Origin of the sequence: Paenibacillus ehimensis NBRC 15659, from assembly GCF_004000785.1 — a bacterium.
GTDB lineage: Bacteria > Bacillota > Bacilli > Paenibacillales > NBRC-103111 > Paenibacillus_G > Paenibacillus_G ehimensis.
On sequence record NZ_BILX01000003.1, the window covers coordinates 85,719 to 105,582 of the forward strand.

General features: G+C 49.7%; 16 protein-coding genes and 2 pseudogenes. 2 read left to right on the forward strand and 16 right to left on the reverse strand.

What is annotated here, in order from left to right:
* The first annotated feature begins 159 nt into the window (after nt 1-159).
* The gene (locus PEH01S_RS02545) at nt 160-1,062 is read left to right on the forward strand and encodes a LysR family transcriptional regulator (RefSeq protein ID WP_127483839.1); all 903 of its coding nucleotides are present in this window, start codon (nt 160-162) and stop codon (nt 1,060-1,062) included.
* 82 nt (nt 1,063-1,144) lie between these two features.
* On the opposite strand, the gene PEH01S_RS02550 is transcribed toward PEH01S_RS02545, so the two are convergent.
* From PEH01S_RS02550 to PEH01S_RS02625, 16 genes and pseudogenes are all read right to left on the reverse strand, one after another.
* Nucleotides 1,145-2,371, reverse strand: coding sequence for an epoxide hydrolase family protein (locus PEH01S_RS02550; protein ID WP_025848217.1), 1,227 nt, complete (start codon nt 2,369-2,371; stop codon nt 1,145-1,147).
* 54 nt (nt 2,372-2,425) lie between these two features.
* Nucleotides 2,426-2,869, reverse strand: a complete 444-nt coding sequence (locus PEH01S_RS02555) for a MarR family winged helix-turn-helix transcriptional regulator (protein ID WP_127483840.1) — start codon at nt 2,867-2,869, stop codon at nt 2,426-2,428.
* A gap of 245 nt (nt 2,870-3,114) precedes the next feature.
* Entirely contained in the window at nt 3,115-4,290 is a 1,176-nt protein-coding gene (locus PEH01S_RS02560; protein WP_127483841.1) for a DUF4272 domain-containing protein, read from the reverse strand.
* 64 nt (nt 4,291-4,354) lie between these two features.
* A pseudogene (locus tag PEH01S_RS02565) lies at nt 4,355-5,379 on the reverse strand (agmatine deiminase family protein); the annotation flags it as partial.
* A gap of 29 nt (nt 5,380-5,408) precedes the next feature.
* Complete coding sequence (locus PEH01S_RS02570) at nt 5,409-5,975, reverse strand: MerR family transcriptional regulator (protein WP_127483842.1); 567 nt, start codon at nt 5,973-5,975, stop codon at nt 5,409-5,411.
* A 172-nt stretch (nt 5,976-6,147) separates the two neighbouring features.
* On the reverse strand, nt 6,148-7,887 hold the full coding sequence (gene ptsP, locus PEH01S_RS02575; RefSeq protein WP_127483843.1) for a phosphoenolpyruvate--protein phosphotransferase: 1,740 nt from the start codon (nt 7,885-7,887) through the stop codon (nt 6,148-6,150).
* A 38-nt stretch (nt 7,888-7,925) separates the two neighbouring features.
* Entirely contained in the window at nt 7,926-8,204 is a 279-nt protein-coding gene (locus PEH01S_RS02580) for an HPr family phosphocarrier protein (RefSeq protein ID WP_025848211.1), read from the reverse strand.
* A 14-nt stretch (nt 8,205-8,218) separates the two neighbouring features.
* Complete coding sequence (locus tag PEH01S_RS02585) at nt 8,219-8,671, reverse strand: PTS sugar transporter subunit IIA (RefSeq protein ID WP_025848208.1); 453 nt, start codon at nt 8,669-8,671, stop codon at nt 8,219-8,221.
* 51 nt (nt 8,672-8,722) lie between these two features.
* Complete coding sequence (locus PEH01S_RS02590) at nt 8,723-10,096, reverse strand: PTS fructose transporter subunit IIC (protein ID WP_025848206.1); 1,374 nt, start codon at nt 10,094-10,096, stop codon at nt 8,723-8,725.
* A gap of 36 nt (nt 10,097-10,132) precedes the next feature.
* A complete protein-coding gene (gene pfkB, locus PEH01S_RS02595; protein ID WP_127483844.1) occupies nt 10,133-11,071 on the reverse strand; it encodes a 1-phosphofructokinase in 939 nt (312 codons plus the stop codon).
* Nucleotides 11,061-11,852 carry a DeoR/GlpR family DNA-binding transcription regulator gene (locus tag PEH01S_RS02600; RefSeq protein WP_127483845.1) on the reverse strand — a complete coding sequence of 264 codons (792 nt, stop codon included), beginning with the start codon at nt 11,850-11,852 and terminating at the stop codon, nt 11,061-11,063. Before PEH01S_RS02600 ends, pfkB begins: the two co-directional genes overlap by 11 nt.
* A gap of 178 nt (nt 11,853-12,030) precedes the next feature.
* Entirely contained in the window at nt 12,031-13,218 is a 1,188-nt protein-coding gene (locus tag PEH01S_RS02605; protein ID WP_025848202.1) for a Ger(x)C family spore germination protein, read from the reverse strand.
* Nucleotides 13,205-14,299 (reverse strand): GerAB/ArcD/ProY family transporter, encoded by a 1,095-nt coding sequence (locus PEH01S_RS02610; protein ID WP_127483846.1) that lies wholly within the window; start codon nt 14,297-14,299, stop codon nt 13,205-13,207. The genes PEH01S_RS02605 and PEH01S_RS02610 overlap by 14 nt, the downstream gene beginning before the upstream one ends.
* 27 nt (nt 14,300-14,326) lie before the next feature.
* Nucleotides 14,327-15,808, reverse strand: a complete 1,482-nt coding sequence (locus PEH01S_RS02615) for a spore germination protein (RefSeq protein ID WP_246062772.1) — start codon at nt 15,806-15,808, stop codon at nt 14,327-14,329.
* A 396-nt stretch (nt 15,809-16,204) separates the two neighbouring features.
* Nucleotides 16,205-16,440 (reverse strand): annotated as a pseudogene (locus PEH01S_RS35295) (DNA-binding domain-containing protein); the annotation flags it as partial.
* Nucleotides 16,441-16,630: 190 nt separating this feature from the next.
* Complete coding sequence (locus PEH01S_RS02625; protein WP_127483847.1) at nt 16,631-17,923, reverse strand: ATP-binding protein; 1,293 nt, start codon at nt 17,921-17,923, stop codon at nt 16,631-16,633.
* 187 nt (nt 17,924-18,110) lie between these two features.
* Between PEH01S_RS02625 and PEH01S_RS02630 the strand changes: the two genes are divergently transcribed.
* Nucleotides 18,111-19,700, forward strand: coding sequence for a sensor domain-containing diguanylate cyclase (locus PEH01S_RS02630; RefSeq protein WP_127483848.1), 1,590 nt, complete (start codon nt 18,111-18,113; stop codon nt 19,698-19,700).
* Nucleotides 19,701-19,864: the final 164 nt, after the last annotated feature.

The following is a 19,864-nucleotide window of genomic DNA, read 5'->3' on the forward strand; positions in this document are numbered from 1 at the left end:
AATTACCCTAAAGGATCATTCGGAAGAAAAGTTGTTTTTTTGTCCACTCCTAAAACTTATTCGAAATATGTGTTTTATTTTAACCGCCGCAATCCATAATATCCAATGTATAATTGAACATGAATTCATTACATTGAAATAATGAATGGGGTAAGGAAAATGGAACTGCAGCAGCTTCGATATTTTCAAACCGTTGCCCGGTTGCAGCATATGACCCAGGCAGCCGAGGAATTAAACATTACCCAGCCGGCACTCAGCAGAACGATCTCCCGGTTAGAAGAGGATATCGGCGTCCCCCTGTTCGAAAGAAAGGGACGTCATATTCGGCTTAACCCATACGGCGAGATTTTTCTTACCCACCTCGAGCGGTCGTTTCTGGAGCTGGATCAAGCCAAGAAGAAAATTAACGACATGGCCCGGATCGAAAATCTCTCGGTCTCCGTTGCTACCACAAACGTCAGCATATTTCCGAGTCTGGTGTCGTCATTTCTGCTTCAATACCCGGATATACGGATACGACAATACTTGCGAAGCGACATCAACATGTACCATTTGCTGGAGAAAGGCGAGATTGACATGTGCATTTCTTCCGAGCCTATCGAAGGCCCGGACATCCAATGGCACCCTTTATTTTCGGAAGAATTATTATTGCTGGTGCCGAGAGAAGAACGCTTTGTTCATCGTCGAGAAATACGGCTTATGGAAGTCGCGGGCGAAAGATTTATTAGCAGCAATACCAGCTACGATTCATCGAATTGGCTGGAAAAGTTCTGTGCGCAAACCGGTTTTACTCCGAAAATAGCATTCGAGGGAAATGATTCCGTTGTCATTGGAGAAATGGTGAGTCTCGGTCTCGGAATCTCATTTATCCCTAAGCCTCTTTGGGAAAAGTTCTCTGAACTATTAAAGGACCGGCTTCATGTTCTGACCATGACGGAGCCCCAATGTACTAGGACCACCGGGATCTCAAGAATTATGGGCCGTTACCTGCCGGCAGCCGCGAACGCCTTTTATAGCTTCGCAATTCAGCGAACTTGGGATACCCAGGAAGGTTTTGCTTGATCGATTAGATCCCCGCTTAGACAAAAAATGGACATTCCCGTCTTTCGACAATGGAATGTCCATCTATGGCAGAGAGCAACGCTTATCGGCGTCCCCGAAAGGTGCGGCGCAGGTCGTCAACCCACTTATCCGGAATTTCCCAAGGTATGAAGTGTCCGCCGCGTTCGTGAACGCTAATATTGACATGGTTGTACCAAGACGCGCGGTCGCTGCCCAGAAAGTGCTGAACCCGCTTTTCGGTCGTAACGCCCGGCGGATTCTCATAGCCTACGAAAGTGATGCCGGCGGGCGCTTCTACAACCGGCCATCGATCATGAGAGGGCTGCCAAGGGTAACGGTTGGCGTTCGCGTAGAAGCGTATGGAGGTTTCGATGGCGTTATTCACCCAGAAGATCGTGGCGTGTGTAAGTAAATCGTCCTTCGAAAAGACATGCTCAATGTTTCCGTCATTGTCGCTCCATTTTGCCCATCGTTCAAGAATCCATGCAAGCATGCCAACCGGCGAGTCGCTCAGCCCGTAGGCGAGTGTACTCGGATCAAGCACGTGGACGGCGAGATGCGACGCGAAACGACGATCAAACTTCAGGATGTCGCTCCGTATGCTTTCGGGGATATTGTCAGGAATCGGCTGCCATCCGGAGAAATTCCATGCGCGATCCCCGTTGAATAGGCTCAGTTTTTGCGCAGATCCGATGTGGATCCCGTAGAGTTCGCCGCTATATTTATGTCCGAGCTGCCCGGCCACGAGGGCGCCTACATCGCATCCCCCTGCAGCGTACTTATCATAACGGAGAATCTCCGTCATGAGCACGTGCCAAAGATCGGCGACCTTCCAAAAGTTCATGTCCGGGTTGTTCGGCAGAGGCGTCGAGAACCCGAAGCCAGGAAGAGACGGCACGATGACGTCGAAGGCCTCCGCGGGATCTCCCCCGAATGCGCCGGGGTCCGCAAGCGGATCGATCACCTTGGACCAATGCCAAAACGTCCACGGCCAGCCGTGGGTCAGAATCAGCGGAATCGGGTTCGGTCCCACGCCGGGCTTGCGCATAAAATGTACTGGAACGCCGTTGACGTTTACTTTGTAGTGTTCGTAGACGTTGATCGCAGCCTCGGATTTGCGCCAGTCAAATTTGTGGATCCAGTAGTCGACCAATCCCTCAAGGTAGCGTCGGCTGACACCGTAATACCAATCGTCGTTACCGGCATCAAGGGGCCAACGGGTGGCTTTCAGCCGGTTTCTCAAATCTGCGAGCAGATCGTCCGGAACGTAGACAGGAGTCGGTTCAAGCGGGAAACGGGATTCTATCACGGGTACTCCTCCTTGGACAATTCGAATGTAGGCGCGGTGCTGCCGCAGTCTTGGCTAATCGTTGCCAAGCTCGGCAAGGCGCGTCAATGCGGGCAGTGCGGATGCGATACTTGTTCTTTCCTCCGGCGTGAGCCTTTCCATAAGTTTGCCGATCTGCATAATGCGTTCAGTCCGGCGTGAATCGATGACTTTTGCCCCTTGGGGTGTGATGCGGACGAGCACCGCACGGCCATCGCTCGGATCCGGCCGGCGCTCCACCAGCCCATCGCGCTCAAGCCGAATCACCAGCTGCGTCATTGCGGATTGCGTTACTTGTTCCGTAGCAATCAGCTCGCTCAGCCTCATAGGGCTTCTAAGCGAGAGCGTGTGCAATACGGATAGCGTGGTGAAGCTTAGCTTCTCAATGGACGGCATCCGAATGAAAATCCTCGTCAATTCTTCGAACGCCATAGCGAAGTCGCTCACGTTCAGTTCGGTAATGTTAGTTTTAGGTTCCATGAGCTAAATTATATCAGTTATTTATATAAATGTCTAATATAAATCCATATTTTGTTTCCGTCAGGCGTAAGGCCGAAGCGCGAGCTTGTAAAATAAGCGTCCGTCCCAAAACAATCCTCCTCCCCTTGAGAACCAGCAATTTATTGTGAATTTAATAACACGCCCAAACTCTATCTCCTGGAGAAAATTAAAAGGACTGCTCTCTTCAGCAAAATTTTTTCTGCCAAGAGACAGTCCTCTCCATTTTAGGTATCCATTGAAATATGATCCCACTCTTCATCGCGGTGACCTATGATCCAGAACAATCCCCGGCGTCTTTCCATGACGATGCTTTCGTTCATGCCGGCAGGAGCTTCTTCTCCTTGGATTCGGCTGTTGACGCATGCCCAGTGAAGCCGATAAATTCGGTCAGCCTCATCCATCATTTCTTCCTTGCTGCGCATCGAGGTTTTGAGCAAGAACTGTTCGAACGTTTCGCAGCTGGAAACGACTTCAATCGCATACTCACAGTCGCATACGCGATCGGGAAAATCGAGCGTATCCACAAGTCCAAGTGCCCAAATAAGCGCCCAGTACGCTTCGTATTGCCAGGAAATATTGACCGCCTCTTCCATGACCGGCTCCTCATCCTGCAATAACTTTCTTTCGTTCTCCGTCAGATCCTGTTCCACGCCGAATTTTTGCAGCATCCCTGTGAAAAAGTCTCTTGACCCATGAATATCTTCGCCTTGCGCCACGTCGCAAGCGAATTGAATGACGATCAATAAGGAGACGGCTCTTCTTGCGATATCTTCTTTTGTTTTAAACTGGCATTGTTCTAAAGGCGGAAGCTGCGGCAGTCCGTGAATAAACGGAATCCCTCTTTCACTTAAAAAAGCAATTGTCCTGTTTTTTCGTTGTTCGCCTTCCTCGGATGTGAGCTCAGGGCCAAGTACCTTTCGGGTGCAGGCGTGAGGCCTGAAGTTGGGCGGGCCCGATGTACCGTCGGGATACACAATCACCTCTCCTGCTTGATCAAGCAAAATTCCGTTCGGCAAAAAGCCGATTCCTCCTACCCGCGACAGCAGCCCCGTAAATAATTGCATCTGCGCGTCGGTTATATCCTTCTCCGTTTCGATCGCAAGCATCGTATTTAAGACGGAGATTTGCGTCATGACCAATCCTTTAAGGTTCTCGTCTTCAAACGGAATACGGTCGTAAAACCCCATCATCCCGGGAATGTTTGTAGCGAAATAATCGGGATTCGTATCCTCGGAAGCGACTCTGATCGTCACTTTGTGCTTGCTGAACAATCCTTTGGACTTGAGAAAATAATCATGTTCGTTTCTCTTGATTTCATAGCCTTTCACAAACACGTCTGATATCGTATTTTCGATATCGTCAATGTCGTTTCTGGACGCGAATATGGTAAAATGCTTCAAAATGAGTTCCTCCTCGATGCCATCATTTGCCTATGTTTGAATTTACTCTATAATAGCATCAAGTTCAATAGGTTAATGCGATTGGTTGTTGCTGCGTCACACAATGAATCATCCCGCCATCCTTATAAAGCTCCCTTACGTCAATACCGACTACTTGACGATCGGGGTATAATTTTTGGATGATCCCATTTGCTGTACTGTCATTCGGATCGTTATAGTTTGGGACCAATACAACTTTGTTCCCGATATAATAATTTACATATGACCCTTTATCATCCAATTGTTCTCCGTTTTCTAAAGCGACCTTGTTTCGGCTAAGCGGCAAATAGACATGCTTGTACATTTCGCCTGAAGCATTTTTTGCAGTCAATAATGTATTAATATCTTTGGCTGAGAGCCCCATTCGGCTAAGTCATCCGCAGACAAGGTAACGATGGTCGTTTTATCGAAAAATTTGGCAAGACCATCAATATGAAAATCGGTAATATCGGCATCCGGCACCCCATCCAGCCAAATAAAATGCGTAACGCCAAGGCTGCGGATATAGGCTTCAATTTCCGCTTCGGATAATTCGGGATTTCTGTTGTGATTCATAACGGAGCTTCTGGTTGCCAGAAAAGTACCGTTTCCGTCCAGTTCCATTGCCCCACCCTCGATGACAAGCTGATGCAAAACAATTCGTTCCATGTTCAACTCCCGACTGATGTGCTCACGAAGCATGGCGTCCTTGGCGAAAGGGGCTTTCTTCCCCCATCCGTTGAATCCCGGATCCCATATTTTTAGATGTTGCTCATGGTCATAAACAAAAATCGGTCCGTTATCTCTTGCCCATACGTCATCGGTAGGCGAAATAAAGAAATCGATCTGCTCCATAGTTACGCCTTGCTTTGGAAGAAGTTGATGAATATGTTCTTTTTCCGCCTGGGTATAGGCAACGATGTGAACCTTTTCACCTTCGCTTAAAGCGGCGGCCATTTTGACCCAAATGGGCTCTATACCTTTCTTATAATCGTCGCCGTAGGTGTATCCATGAGGCCATTGCAGCCAGGTACCCTCATGCTCGCTTTTTTCATCCGGCATCGTGTATGTATTTATCCTGGAATCTATTAGCTCCCTTTCTACCCGTATAGGTTGACATACTTCAACATCATATTGATAAATTCCCCTTCCTCAACGGAATGAAATATAGCAAAATAGTTGCCGGTCAACGTTGGATTCATTGCATTGACGCATTTATGAAGTCGATCGATTAATTGCTCCAAGTCATGTTCATGTACAATTTGTCTTAAGCATAGAGCATGGAATGGCTTCCTCACTCCACAAACCACATCATAAACGTTCACCCTTTTTCTGGTATATTTAGGCTCAATTCCGTTTTTCATCTCCTCAATAACATCGAGATAGTCCATGGCTTTTTCGTTCAATTCAGCAATCTTCTGCCGGTATACCGCTTTCATGGCTTCAGAATCCGTATCGATTTGGAGTACATTCTTGATTTCGTCTATTGAAAAATGATATTTGCGCAGTTGTTTTATTCTATTCACCGTTTTCATATCATCGCTGGTATAATACCGATAACCGTTAGCTTCATCTTTTTTTGGCGTTAATAAAGCTTTCTCATCGTAATATCTTAACATCCTTTGGGATATTTTATTGATCTTCGAAAACTCTCCTATTTTATACATCAATAACCCTCCCTCCGCTAATTAACACTATATCAAGAACATTGGTCCATTCAAGCTTCGGTCATTTTGCCGATTCTCTTCCACACCGCACAATCAAAAAAAGGGAGCCGGTCACTGAAACAGTGACAACGCTCCCTTTTCATCGCTGGAATAGCCATATTGATCGTTCCGGTTACGCGCCCGCCTCGATCTGCTTATGGAAATCTTCAAGCGCTCGTCTTACCTCAGCAGCCGTTTCCAGCTCGAATATACGCTGGGTCAAAGCGACACACTCGCTTCGCTTCAAATGGACGATCATCTTTTTCACTTTGGACAGCGAAGAAGCGGACATGCTCCATTCGTGAAGACCCAAGCCAACCAATAAAGGGGCGGCAAGCGGGTCTCCGGCCATCGTTCCGCACATCCCGGTCCACTTGCCGTGACGGATCGATGCGTCGATAACATTGTTCAGCAATCTTATGACAGCCGGATGGAAATAATCGTACAAATGAGACACCTTTTCGTTCATGCGGTCGACGGCTACCGTATACTGCACCAAGTCATTCGTTCCGATACTGAAAAAATCAACTTCCCTAGCGAAGCTATCGGCCATGAGAGCCGCAGACGGAATTTCGATCATGATCCCAAGCTCCACCGAATCGGCAAAAGGCTTGCCTTCGTTGCGAAGCTGTTCGCAGGCCTGCTCGTACATCGCTCTCGCCTCGCGCCATTCCTCCAGCCCTGAAATCATCGGAAACATAATCTTGACGGTTCCATGAACGCCGGCTCTAGCGATCGCTTTGAGCTGGGTTAGAAGAAGCTCCTTTCTGTCCAATCCGATCCGGATCGCCCGGTAGCCGAGAAAAGGGTTCATCTCCTTCGGCAGCTCCAGGTAAGGAAGCTCCTTATCTCCTCCGATATCCAGCGTACGAATGACGACGGGGCGGCCCCGCATCGCTTCGGCCACGGCCGAATACGCTTTATATTGGGTTTCTTCATCGGGCAATTGGGATTGTCCCATGAACAAAAATTCCGTCCGGTACAAGCCTACGGCTTCGGCCCCTTGCTCCAACAGCGACATGGATTCCTCTACCGTTCCGATATTCGCTGCCAGCTCCACTCGAAAGCCATCCTTCGTGACGGCTTCACGATCCGCGTAGGCCTTCAAATCGGCCCATTCCGATTCTTCCCGTTCCTTTTGCTCCCGATACGTTGCAGCCGTTGCCGAAGACGGGCTCACGATGCAATCCCCGACAGAGCCGTCGATAATAAGCTCATCGCCATGACGGATAGCCTCGATATCATCCCCTATCCCCAGTACGGCAGCGATGCCTAACGAGTTGGCAAGGATGGCCGTATGCGAGGTCTTGCCTCCAATTCGCGTAACAAACCCGAGCACCAGACTTTTATCCAACTGTACCGTATCCGAAGGAGTCAGATCATCCGCTACTAGAATAACCTGCTCTTGAATGTCCGAAAGCCGGGTGCCTTGATAATCGGACAATTGGGCAAACAATCGGTTCCCCACATCGCGAACATCCGCTGCTCTCTCCCGCATGTACTCGTTCGCCATGCTTTCGAATAAACCCGCGACCTGGCTCACGACTTTGTGAACCGCCGTCTCGGCCGACCACTGCTCCTGCACAATCAGATCTTCCATCGGAGGATAAAAGACCGGGTCCGACAGGAAGCTGAGCTGCCCCTTCAGGATCATCGCCTTATCTTCTCCTAACGTGCTTTGAGCGCGATCAATCAGCGCTTGGAGCTGCTCTGCGCATTTCGCTTTTGCTTGTTGAAGCCGCTGCAATTCCAAGCCGCTGTGATCAGTCTTCTTGCTCTCGATATCCGCCAGCCTGACAGGCGAGTAGACGAAAGCTTTACCGATTCTGACACCAGCCGATACGCCAAGTCCCTTGAGCCTTTTTTCTGCCATTGATCGTCTCCCCATTCCTTGGCTCTTGTTCTGTGATGCTAGGCTTCCCCAAAGCCGCTTTCTACCAATTCTACTAACGAATCAAGCGCTTCCCGCTCGTCCGGTCCGTCCGCCGAAAGGGTAATGACGGAGCCTTTCTCCAGCCCCAAGGTCATGAGACCGAGGATGCTTTTCCCATCCGCTTCTACCGTATCGGATTCCTTATGGAAGTTTACTTTGATTTTCGATTGAAACGTCGTCGCTTTCTCCGTAAACAGCTGGGCAGGCCGAATATGAAACCCTGAAGCGTTGCGGATGGTAACCTCTTTCGTAAGCATAGGCTCATCTCCTCCTAAATGGCTTGCAATAGGTCGATCAATTGCTGCGGCTCCGTAATGTTCAACAAGCTTTGACGGAACTGTTCGTCAATCAGCTTCCGGGAAAGCGCGATCAAGATTTGCAGATGCTCGTTTCCTGCCGCTTCCTCCGGAACGGCGATCATAAACACGATCGATACCGGATTTCCGTCCAGCGACTGCCAGTCGAGCGGCTGGGTCAGCTTGGCAAAAGCCAATCCTGCCTTGCTTACACCGCCAGATTTCCCGTGGGGAATGGCGACGCCGAAGCCGATCCCTGTCGAGCCCGTCTCCTCCCGCTTCATCACGGCATCGAAATAAGCGGACTTGTCGCGAAGGCACCCTGCGGCCTCGAGCCCGTCGATCATCGCCTGGATGCAGCTTTCTTTGTCCGATGTTTCCAGCGGAATCATAATGCTTTGTTCCTGCAAAAGTCCTTGAATGTTCATCATTACATCCTCCTAAGGGTAATAAGGGTGGAATTTTGATAGAATCTACCGCTATTTCAGAACAGGCTTTTTTAATAGATTCAATACAACCGCTGTAACAACGGTCCCTGCGACGATAGCTGCGGCATACAAGGCCAGGTGGCTCACCGCATTCGGAATCGGCAGTACGAAGATGCCGCCGTGAGGCGCACGAAGCGTCACGCCGAAAAGCATCGATAAAGCGCCCGTTACTGCGGAGCCGATCATAATCGAAGGAATGACGCGGAACGGATCGCTGGCCGCAAACGGAATCGCCCCTTCGGTAATGAACGAAATTCCCAGCACGGAGGCCGCCTTGCCGGCATCCCGTTCTTCCTTCGTATACTTCTTCGGAGCAAGCAGCGTCGCCAACCACAATCCAAGCGGAGGCGTCATTCCTGCCGCCATCACGGCGGCCATCGGCCCGTACACATCGCTGGCCAATAATCCTACGGAAAACGTATACGCCGTTTTATTCAACGGTCCGCCCATATCGAAGGCCATCATCAATCCAAGCAAACCGCCGAGCAGGACAGCATTGGTCGACCCAAGCGCTTTCAGCCATTCCGTCAAGCCGTCCATGATCGTCTTCACAGGCTCTCCGATGACGTAGATCATCAGAAGTCCGGTTATTCCGGTTGCAAGAAGAGGAATAAGCAGAATCGGCTTCAAGCCTTCCAGGTTTCTGGGCAGCTTGATATAATCCTTTAACCATTTCGCTACATAGCCAGCCAAGAAACCGGCAATGATGCCGCCAAGGAACCCTGCGCCGATTTTGGAGGCCAGCATGCCGCCTACAAGACCGGGGGCAAGACCCGGCTTTTCCGCAATCGAGAACGCGATAAATCCGGCCAAAATCGGGACCATCAGCGCGAAAGCGGCTCCGCTGCCGATGTCCATCAACGCTGCGGCCAACGTTCCTTTTTCTTTAAACGCCTCGATGCCGAAAACAAAGGAAAGGGCGATCAGCAGCCCGCCTGCGACGACCAGCGGAAGCATGTTGGATACACCGGTCATCAAATGCTTATACGCCCCGGTACGGGAAGCGCTGCGCTGCGCCTTCGATTGCTCCACCTGTTCTTTGTAGTCTGCCTTGGGCGCGGCTTCCTTATTAAGGGCTTGGTCAATAAGACCTGCCGGATCTTTAATGGCGTGGGCCACCGGTACTTTGACAAGAGGTTTCCCTGCAAATCGGGATTCCAATACGTCCGTGTCGGCCGCCACAATGATGGCATGCGCCTCGGCGATCTCCTCCGGGGAAAGCTCATTCTCCACGCCGACGGCTCCCCGCGTCTCAACCTTAATCGGAACCTGCTTCTCTCTCGCCGCTTTGGCCAAAGATTCGGCAGCCATGTAAGTATGCGCTACGCCGGTGGGACAAGCAGTTACAGCCAAAATCTTTTTCATATCGAGCGCCTCCTCAACTCATGATCACAAATGAAACTATAAGGGCCATACCGTTACCCCGCTTATCTTCTCTTCCACTTCGGCAAGCGTACAAACCTCCGTCCCCGGCTTGGACGCGGTCACCGTTCCCGCCGCCGAGGTCCATCGTGCCATCTCCTCAAGCGGCTTCCCCTCCAGCAGGCAGTGAACCAAAGCTGCCACCATGGAATCGCCGGCGCCGACCGTGCTCAGGGGCACAATCGGAAACGGTTTGGCGCGAACCGCTTCGTTTTGGCTGACCAGAATCGAACCTTCGGCTCCCAAAGAAACGGAAACGTAAGTAATTCCTTTGCCTGTGAGCCTTCTCGCTGCGGAAACAATCTCCTCGTCCGTCCGAAAGCTTTCGCCAAAAAGCGCTTCCAACTCGTGAATGTTCGGTTTAATCGCATAAGGAACAGCTTCAATCCCTTTCATGAACGGCTCCCCGTCGGCATCCAGCACTGTCCGGGCTCCTGCGTTATTCGCAATCTCGATTAACGTTTTATACGTATCGTCCGGCGCTCCGGGCGGCAAGCTGCCTCCCAATACGACGACCGACACGCTGCGAACAGCGTCGGTATACCGCTCAATGAACTCCTCCAGTGCTTTCCGGCCGACCGTAAAGCCGGCTTCGTTGAGCTCCGTCGTTTCTTTGGTGCATTCGACATATACTTTCAAATTGGTTCTGGTTTCGCCTGCCGTCTCGATAAATAAGTTCGGAATGCCCAGACCGGTGAGCTGTTCGGTAATGATTTTTCCTTGATGACCGGCCGTCAGCCCCCAGGATGCCACATCGACGGAAAAATGCTTTAGCGCTTTAGCGACATTAATTCCTTTGCCCCCGGCGTCCGTTCTCCACGCTTTAATTCGATTTAATCCGCCGCTGACGAACTCTTCAATCGTAACGGTTTTGTCCAAAGCCGGGTTCAACGTTACGGTAAGGACTTTAGAGCTCATGTCCTTTCCCCCCAGCATGGACAACCGTCACCGATATGCCGGCCGCCTCCAGCTCCTCTCGTGCATTTTCCGGCATTCCGTCGTCTGTAATGCAGTGGTCGATATCCGGCAGCTCGGCCACTTTGGCAAACGAAACTTTCCCGTATTTGCTGTGATCCGCGAGCAAAATCACCTGTTTGGCCGAGTGAAGAATACTTTGCTTTGCCGAAGCTTCCAATATATTAGGGGTTGTCAGCCCGATAAGAGGATCCAACCCGTTCGTTGCCAAGAAGGCTTTGTCCACATAGACCGATTTCAAAGCTTTCTCCGTTAACGGCCCGACCATAGCCAGCGTTTCATGACGAAGCGATCCGCCGGTTAGCACGAGATCGATACCTTGATGCGTGAGCAGCTCTTGAGCGGCCATGACCGAATTGGTCACCACCGTTAATTGCTTGAAAGCTTTAAGCTCCTTGGCCAAATAATAAGTTGTCGTGCCGGAGTCCAGAACAATCGTGTCCCCTTCTTGGATCATGGCCGCAGCGGCTTTGGCGATCGCCTCCTTCTGTGCCCGGTAGCTGTCTTCCTTCTCCATAAACGGCGGCTCCGAGTTATCGTGCACTAACGCTACCGCTCCCCCGTGCGTACGGCGAAGCTGCCTGCTCTCCTCCAGAATCTTCAGATCCCTGCGGACGGTCGATTCGGATACTTGAAACTGCTGTGCCAGTTCTTGAACGGAAGCTCTTTCCCGCGTCTGAACATAATCGGCGATTTTCTGTTGGCGTTCTTCCTCAAACAGCATACGTTCCCCTCCCTGCTGTACCTCTTGCATGCTCATCTTTGACTGATATTTATCGTTTCTTCTCATTTATGATTGTATATGATTATTAACGATTTGTACAGCGCTTACTTTTGTCTAATTTATTAAATATCTTTCTTAAATGAGCACAAAAACGCAAGGGGTATGAGATGCTCCGCCATCATCCCCCCTTGCTTCCTCTTGTTCCGAATTCGGTGATCCGGACATTCACTTTAACGTTGATCGGACATTCGCTAAACATAGGGTCCCACTTTCCTTTCACTTTACTCCATACCCGAGGGTATTCGATTTGCAGCCGCTTGCCGAAGCCGGCGGCATCCAGCATCAGCTTCTGTTGCATTTTAACAAGCGCTTTTTTAATAGAAGTCTGTATCGCCGCTTCCGCCGCCCGCTCCGCCCTGGATATAAACTCCTCCTTAAACGCATCGTCCAAATCGACCCAATCTTCACGCAGCCTTCCTTCCGCCTTAATTTCCACGTCAAAAGAAATATGCCCGTCCTTGGGTTTGGACTTGATGGTCCTCGCGATTTTGTGAACTTCAAAGATGATACTTGCCCCGCTTTTGGGGTCCGTTCCTTCGATAATCCCGCTTCTCCTCCTCTCTCCCTTCAGCCAATTCAAGCCAACCGTCTCTTCCTCATCCAACCACCCGGCCATTTTTGCATCCTTTCCCCGGATCACGGCTGCCCCGGAAATGGTCGCTTCCTCATGCGCTGCAGAAACCCATTGAATGACGAAATTCTCTTTTTTCGTTAAGTTTTCCGACATTTCTCCCAGCTTCATGATCGGGGGCATACGCAGCGTTTTGCGGTATCCTTCTGTCATTCCTCTTAAATTTATTGCCGGATTGGCCACGATGCCTTTCTTTTCCAATTCATTTTTAGTTTTTCCCTCGCATATTAATACCCGGATGGACCGTCTTGTTTCCGGGTTGCGCAGCAAAAAATTGATGATATTTTTCAAATCAAAGCTGCGGGCCACCTCTTCGCTGATGAGAATCACCCTTAAATGCTCATAACTGGGTGTGCGGGATAATCGCGTTGACAAACCGTTAATGTTGTCAAAGACGACTCTCCCCTCGCTGACGACGTTTATATAATCCTTTTGCCCAGATCCCCCCTCTTTCACGGCGAATTGCTTCGGCACGGCCAAATGATGAATCATGGAGATCCGCTCAGGCTTGGATTGTTTCCCTTCCCGCATCCCATTCTCTTGGTTCGCCGGCATGTCGAAACCGATGCCAAGTACGATCCCCACATCCTCGATCTCTACCCGATCCCAGCAGCCCGTCATGAACACAAGAAACAGAACTGCCGAAAGCAAGCGCAGCCTTCTAGCCGTGCGCATGTCCTTTCCCCCTCAACTTAACGAAGATCCAGAAGTAGAGCGGCATGATCACAATGATGAACAAGGCAAAGTCGTTAAGAAAATTGCCGATGCTTAGCACTTCGTTTAACTTTTTCGGAAGCATGGCAATGATATAAATGACCGGAAACAGGAGGTAAATAAAGGTCCGGAAATTTCTTCGGAACAAATGGCTCATTCCGAGATTTGCCACATAATAATACGGCACAAAAGTCGAGTACATCGACATGACCCAAAGCACGGAGAACAAAGACTCGAACCGTTCGAAAAATCCCCCTGGCAGCTCGATATCCTTGGCTACGGACATGGTCGGCCAAGGCAGTGTCTTGACTTCCTCTACCGTAAGCGTACCGATTGCAATCAATACCGTTAACGTATATAGAGGAATCACCAAGCCGATGCCTTTCAGCATGGATTTCACGGCGTCTCGTGGTTCTTGCATGAACGCGCTTAAAACCAACATGATCTCGAAGCCGCTGTAAGAGAACGTCGAGGAGGGAATCCCTTTCCACACCGGCCTGAGTCCTTCTGCAAGCACAGGCCGAATATTGTCCAAGTCGAATTCCTTAAAGCTGAACGCGATAAGGGCAGCGAGGATGATTAAGATAACGGGAAAAAATAGCTCGATCAACCGCGCAATCGGATTGATTCCTCCTGTCGCGAGATAAGCCGCGACCAGCATAAAGGTAATAATGATGAACGCAATCGGAGTTTTATCCAGCAAATACATATGGATCACCTCGCCCATGATCCGCGCCAAATACCCGGAAGAAATCGTGAAATAGGCGCTCAGGAGGACGATATGGACCGCTCCGATCCACTTGCCGAATACCGTTTGACTGAACTCGAAAAACGTTTGTTTTGGAAAGCGTTGGTTTAATTTGCTGATGACATACCCGGCCAGTAAAGCGAGGAATCCGCCAATCAGCACGGAAATCCATCCGTCCGGCGTTCCCACCTCCTTGGCGACGACCTGCGGCAAAAATAAAATCCCTGTCCCAATCATGCTTTTCGATACGATAAGTGAAGCTTGCCTTGATGTAATTTGATCTTTGCGATTCATGATTGTGACGATTCACCCTTACCTTCTCTAATGGCGCGTGCGGTCTTGCGGTCTGATTAGCTCCGGACGCCGTTTCATCATTTGGAGAGGCGCTCTCAGGATCAGGTCTTTCCAATCATTCACCCGCATGGGCGCGAAAGGAGACATATAATCGAGCCCAAAGCTCTTGAGCTTCACCAGATGGGCCATGATCAATATAAAAAGCAGGATGACGCCGTAAAGCCCCAGGATGGCGGCCGCCATCATCATCGCAAACCGAAGCATACGAATAGCAATGGCCGAAGAATACTGAGGAAAGGCAAACGAAGAAATGGCGGTCAGCGCTACGACGATGACCATGATAGGACTAACAATAGCCGCTTGCACGGCGGCTTGGCCGATCACCAATCCGCCGACAATTCCGACGGCTTGTCCGATTGGCTTAGGCAATCGCAGCCCCGCTTCCCGAAGAATTTCCAGGGTCACTTCCATAATGAGCGCTTCGATAATCGATGGAAAAGGAACGCCTTCCCTTCCTGCTGCGATGGAGATCACCAATTTCGTCGGAATTAATCCGTGATTGTAAGAAATTAAAGCAATATAAAGGGCAGGCAGAAACAGGGCGATTAATGCCGCCCCATAGCGCAGCATGCGAATCAAGGAAGCCGGCATCCACCGTTCGTAATAGTCTTCGGAAGAAGTCATCAGCATGGAAAAGGTAACCGGTATAATCAAAGCAAAGGGAGTCCCGTCCACCAGCAAGGCGATGCGTCCCTCCAATAAAGCGCTCGCTACCCGATCAGGCCGCTCCGTATTTTGCATCTGTGGAAACGGAGAGTACTTGTGATCCTCTATGAGCTGTTCAATATAGCCGGAGTCGGAAATTTCATCAATATCGATCCGCTCGATTCGGCTCTTCGCTTCTTCCACAAGCTCTTGGTTCGTTAATCCCTTGATATAAATCAGATACACGTCCGTTTGAGACCGGCGTCCAAGCTTATAAGGGATCATCGTAAAGCCCGGGTCTTTCACCCGGCGCCGAAGCATGGCCGTATTGTAATGAAGCTTCTCGACAAAGCCTTCCCTCGGCCCCCGCACAACCGCTTCCGACAACGGTTCTTCAATGGAACGGACCTCTCCCCCGCCAGTGCTTAGAAGAATAGCATCGGTAAAACCGTCCAAAAATAACGCCGTATTCCCCTCAAGGATTTTACGAACGCAGTCCTTTAAACAACGCATCTCTTGCACCTCCGCAGTCGAAACGACGGAATCGGAAATGCTGCTTTTGAGCTGCTCTTTATTCGTGGAAGAATGGCCGGACAGACCCCGTTCCCGCATTAGGGGCTTGATTACTTGCTCATTCAGAACGGTTTTATCGACCAGTCCGTCGATATAAACGACAGCCGCTTGCCATGAGGAATGTCCTACTTTAAATTCTCGGAAAATAACGTCGGGGCTTTGCCCGATCGCATCCTTCATCATCCGAAGGTTACCCGCTAGTTTGTCTGTGAACAGAAAATCCTGCAACACGCTCACCTCCTCCAGCCATTGGTTGGATTATAAATTTTTCCTTTGTATTATTCCTAAATCATTACATTTTATGATGCTTTTGTTTCGTTCATTAAGAAAAAAACCTGCACCGGCAAGCTGTATACGCCAGTAACAGGTATTTTCCAATGTTTTCTCGTCATAATAAAGATTTTTCGGTGTGTTCCATTTTTTTGCTGCCTTCCTCCAACGGATACGATGGAAACGAGGGATAGCCGAATTCCAAAATATCAGAGCATGATTCGCAAATGTATTCCTCTCTTCCGCCGGATTCATGCGTCTCATTGTGGCATAAAAGGCAGGCATGCTTCTCGTCCAATCCACTCTTCCTTTCTTTTCCACTCGCATCGTTCTTCGGGAATCAGTTTTCAATGTCGCCATCATTTGCTTCGCTTCCAAATACAGGACTCGAACGAATTTTTTCGTATTGATTTTCTGGGCAACGTTGAACTTTCGATCTTCTTCAAGTTCGATCATTTTTTTCGGACTTCCATAAAATCGAAAAATTTCATGGCATAATTTTCAAACTTGGGATTGGTATAATCCGTGATGCCTAATGATGCAAGATGATTTAACGCATGAGATATCGCTCTCCGCACACGCTGTTCAGGCGCAAACCAACCCCGTCACGCGTTAATAAAACGTTTTTCAATCGGCGAGCGATCTCCCCCTCCGGTCACGATGGATTCGTTTGCCTCGATAACGTTTTCACTCCTTCGGCCGGAAACGGCAGGTATCCATTCGTTTCCAATAAACCAAGCGCACTTTGAAAATAACATCCCGACTACTAAAAAATATAAAAATCTACACGGCTGTGAAAACACTTCTTATTTTGCTGGTCGGAAGCCGCACGATAAATGTCGTGCCGGTGCCTTCTTCGGAAGAGCCGACAGCAATCTCTCCACCCAGCGAATGGACGATATCGCGCACGTGCGATAGTCCGATCCCGGCTGCGGCGACCCCGCTTTCGTTATATTTTGTCGTAAATCCCGGTTGAAAAATAACGCTGCGGTGCGAATCCCGAATGCCGCACCCCGTATCGGAAACAACGAGGACCGTGTCCGTTATATCTTCATCTACCCGTATACGGATGCTTCCCTGCCCTTGAATGGCTTCCACCGCGTTCGAGACGAGGTTGTTCACAATGGTTAGTAAGGGAATAAACTCGGCGGTTCGGTAATCCGTAGCCAGTTCGGTCGTAAACTTGATTTTCTTTTGAAACATACGGCTGTATTTCTGGTTCGCTTTTACGACAAAGTCAAGCATTTCTGCCAGACTCATATCGACGACGATTTCACTATCGTATAATTTCGTCAGGCCGGCCAGGATGCGCTGGGAATCCTTCTTGACTTCGTGAATCTGCTGGGCGATACTTAATGCTTCTTGGCCGTAACGCCCCAGGTTGTCTTCTTTTAACTTGGAATAAAGAATGTAGCTCTGCTCAGTAATCGCTTCGATCGTGCCCATTGATTTTTTCAAATAGAACGTTTCCCCGTAAAGTCCAGTACCCACATGCAGCATCTGCTCCATCCGTTTTTCCTTCTCGGCATGAACGATGCGCATTTGGCCGATCATGATGCTGCTGTACAGCCCGATGACAAAATAACTGCGCACAAGGGTAATGATCAATAAAAGAAGCCAGTCGTCCCAATCCATCACATTTACGCTGAGCAGAAGCCATCGCAAGAAAAGCTCGGTCCCATTCGAAATCAAATCAATTCCCGATACAAGCGCGCCTAACCTAAGGGGGGTATATTCGTCAATTTTCGTTTGAAGCCGTCCCATGCAGAGCGCAAACACGACATAATATACACCGGCGGCCACATTATTCTGAAGGCTTGCCGTGAAAGAAAGCGAGGTCGATTGGGTCAGCCATTCGGTACCCTGAAAGAATACGCTCAGTATTCCCGTTGTGATCCCAACCTTGAGGTAAGGCAAATGGCGCACAAACAATAAGAAGAACAAAAACGTACTGGCGCCAAGCCCCATACGAAAATAATCTCCATGAAACGGATATACTTTAATTTCGGCGCCAATCGCCGTTGTTAGCGCGATAACCAGAATTTGCGCGGTTTCATTTTTGACAAACCTCCTCATGAGTTCCCCCTCGGTGATCTTTTTTTAAAATGAGTATAAACGAAAGGAGAGTCATCCGCCAACATCCCAGATCCGGTCTTGCGAGACTTGGGATCTTTTTTATGAACATCCCTCTACGAAAAGGATTATGACGGGTCGTGTCGAAAATGAAGTAGGAACTCCATTGGAAAAAGAGGAGAGAGATACCATGTCCGGGCTGTTCGGGATATGCATTGCCAAAAAGAATAAAATCAGCCTTGCCACGCTTTTAACCGGGTTGGTCTCCCTTTCCGTTGCGCTTACTTTGACGATTCTTCTGCTCGCGTCTTATCAGTCCAATAAGCAATCGCTATTCGAAACGACCTTTGCGTTGAACCATTCGGCCGCGACCAAAATGAGTCATTCCATCGATTCCTTATTCCAATCGATGCGGTCAGGCCTGGCTTATACCGGCACCCGTATTTCGGCCGGCGATCTCTCGGACGCGCAAGAAATACAGAAGCAGCTGGAATCGCTGCGCCTCGGCAGCCATTATTTCAACTCCATCGCCGTCGTGGACGAAACGGGTCTTGTCCGCGGTGTAGATCCGCCTTCTGTCGGCACGACCGGTCTGTACATCGTGACGGAAGCGGCTAAAGAAGCGTTGGCTTTAAAAAAGCCCTACATTTCCAAGCCGTACACCTCGGCAACCGGACGTCTTATTGTTTTTATGAGCGAGCCGCTTTACGACAAAGACGGAATATACCGCGGTTATATCGGAGGCAGTCTTTATTTGCAGGAAAACAATATATTGAATATGATGTTCGGGATGCATAACTTCAATAGCGACGGCTCGTACTTTTATGTCGTGAGTTCCAACGGTCATTTATTGTTTCATCCGGACAAATCCCGGATCGGTACCGATGGCAGCGCCAATCAAGTCGTCCAGAAAGTGCTTCGGGGCGCAAGCGGGCATGACGAGGTTACGAACTCTCAAGGAATCACTTATCTTGCGGGCTATTCTCCTGTCCTGGAAAATGGTTGGGGAGTCGTTGTTCAGTCCCCCATCAGCGTCGTATACGACGAATTGAACCGCAATATTCGCGCCATCCTGTTCTACACGCTGGTTCCGTTTGTCGTCTTGATGATCGCCGCGATATGGCTTGCCCGGCGTTTGGCCCGTCCATTCGTAGCTCTTGCCAATCTGGCAGGTAGATTAAGCAAAGGCGAAAGAGTCGTTTTTCCGAACGTCAAGCGTCACTGGAACAGAGAAGCCGACTTGTTGACCCAAACGATTACGATTGCGCTAAGCGATTTGCAGAAGCAGACCGAGCAGCTGACTCATGCCGCTATGACCGATTCTTTAACGGGGTTAACGAACCGAAGAACGTTCGAATCCATCATGGCGCAATGGACGGAAGAGAAGTACCCCTTCGCCCTTATTGTCATGGATATCGACCGGTTCAAGTCCATCAACGATACTTACGGTCATCAGGCGGGAGACGAAGTATTGAAGCATCTGGCCCGCGTCGTCACTTCGTCCGTAGGTCCTCATGACATATGCTGCCGTTACGGCGGAGAAGAATTCGTCGTGCTTCTTCCGCTCGCCACCGTTCCGGAGGCTTTGATCACGGCAGAGCGAATTCGTGCAGCCTTTGAAACGAGGGAAAATCCCCTGGGAATCCCGATAACGGTCTCGTCAGGTATCGCCCACTATCCATCCCACGCCCCATCCGCTGAAATGCTGTTTCAACGGGCCGATCACGCTTTGTATCGGGCAAAGGAAGCGGGGAAAAACAGGACGATCGTGGCCGACTAGAAAACGGAGTGCTTCCATTTTCGAATGGTGGAGGCGCTCCGTTTTTCAAATTTGAAGCACGGAGTAATTAGATCGGATGCTTTGGAATAATTTCTCCCCTTTCGATAAAATGTTCTCCCTTCTTTCGGGTGTAAAATATCCCATATAATAGGAAGTGATCCTTA

Bases quoted from the DNA above. Each gene is read 5' to 3' on its own strand.
- PEH01S_RS02630 (WP_127483848.1), top strand. From the start codon at position 18,111: ATGTCCGGGCTGTTCGGGATATGCATTGCCAAAAAGAATAAAATCAGC.
- PEH01S_RS02570 (WP_127483842.1), bottom strand. From the start codon at position 5,975: ATGTATAAAATAGGAGAGTTTTCGAAGATCAATAAAATATCCCAAAGG.
- ptsP (WP_127483843.1), bottom strand. From the start codon at position 7,887: ATGGCAGAAAAAAGGCTCAAGGGACTTGGCGTATCGGCTGGTGTCAGA.
- PEH01S_RS02545 (WP_127483839.1), top strand. From the start codon at position 160: ATGGAACTGCAGCAGCTTCGATATTTTCAAACCGTTGCCCGGTTGCAG.
- pfkB (WP_127483844.1), bottom strand. From the start codon at position 11,071: ATGAGCTCTAAAGTCCTTACCGTAACGTTGAACCCGGCTTTGGACAAA.
- PEH01S_RS02600 (WP_127483845.1), bottom strand. From the start codon at position 11,852: ATGCTGTTTGAGGAAGAACGCCAACAGAAAATCGCCGATTATGTTCAG.
- PEH01S_RS02590 (WP_025848206.1), bottom strand. From the start codon at position 10,096: ATGAAAAAGATTTTGGCTGTAACTGCTTGTCCCACCGGCGTAGCGCAT.
- PEH01S_RS02580 (WP_025848211.1), bottom strand. From the start codon at position 8,204: ATGCTTACGAAAGAGGTTACCATCCGCAACGCTTCAGGGTTTCATATT.
- PEH01S_RS02610 (WP_127483846.1), bottom strand. From the start codon at position 14,299: ATGAATCGCAAAGATCAAATTACATCAAGGCAAGCTTCACTTATCGTA.
- PEH01S_RS02625 (WP_127483847.1), bottom strand. From the start codon at position 17,923: ATGAGGAGGTTTGTCAAAAATGAAACCGCGCAAATTCTGGTTATCGCG.
- PEH01S_RS02605 (WP_025848202.1), bottom strand. From the start codon at position 13,218: ATGCGCACGGCTAGAAGGCTGCGCTTGCTTTCGGCAGTTCTGTTTCTT.
- PEH01S_RS02555 (WP_127483840.1), bottom strand. From the start codon at position 2,869: ATGGAACCTAAAACTAACATTACCGAACTGAACGTGAGCGACTTCGCT.
- PEH01S_RS02585 (WP_025848208.1), bottom strand. From the start codon at position 8,671: ATGAACATTCAAGGACTTTTGCAGGAACAAAGCATTATGATTCCGCTG.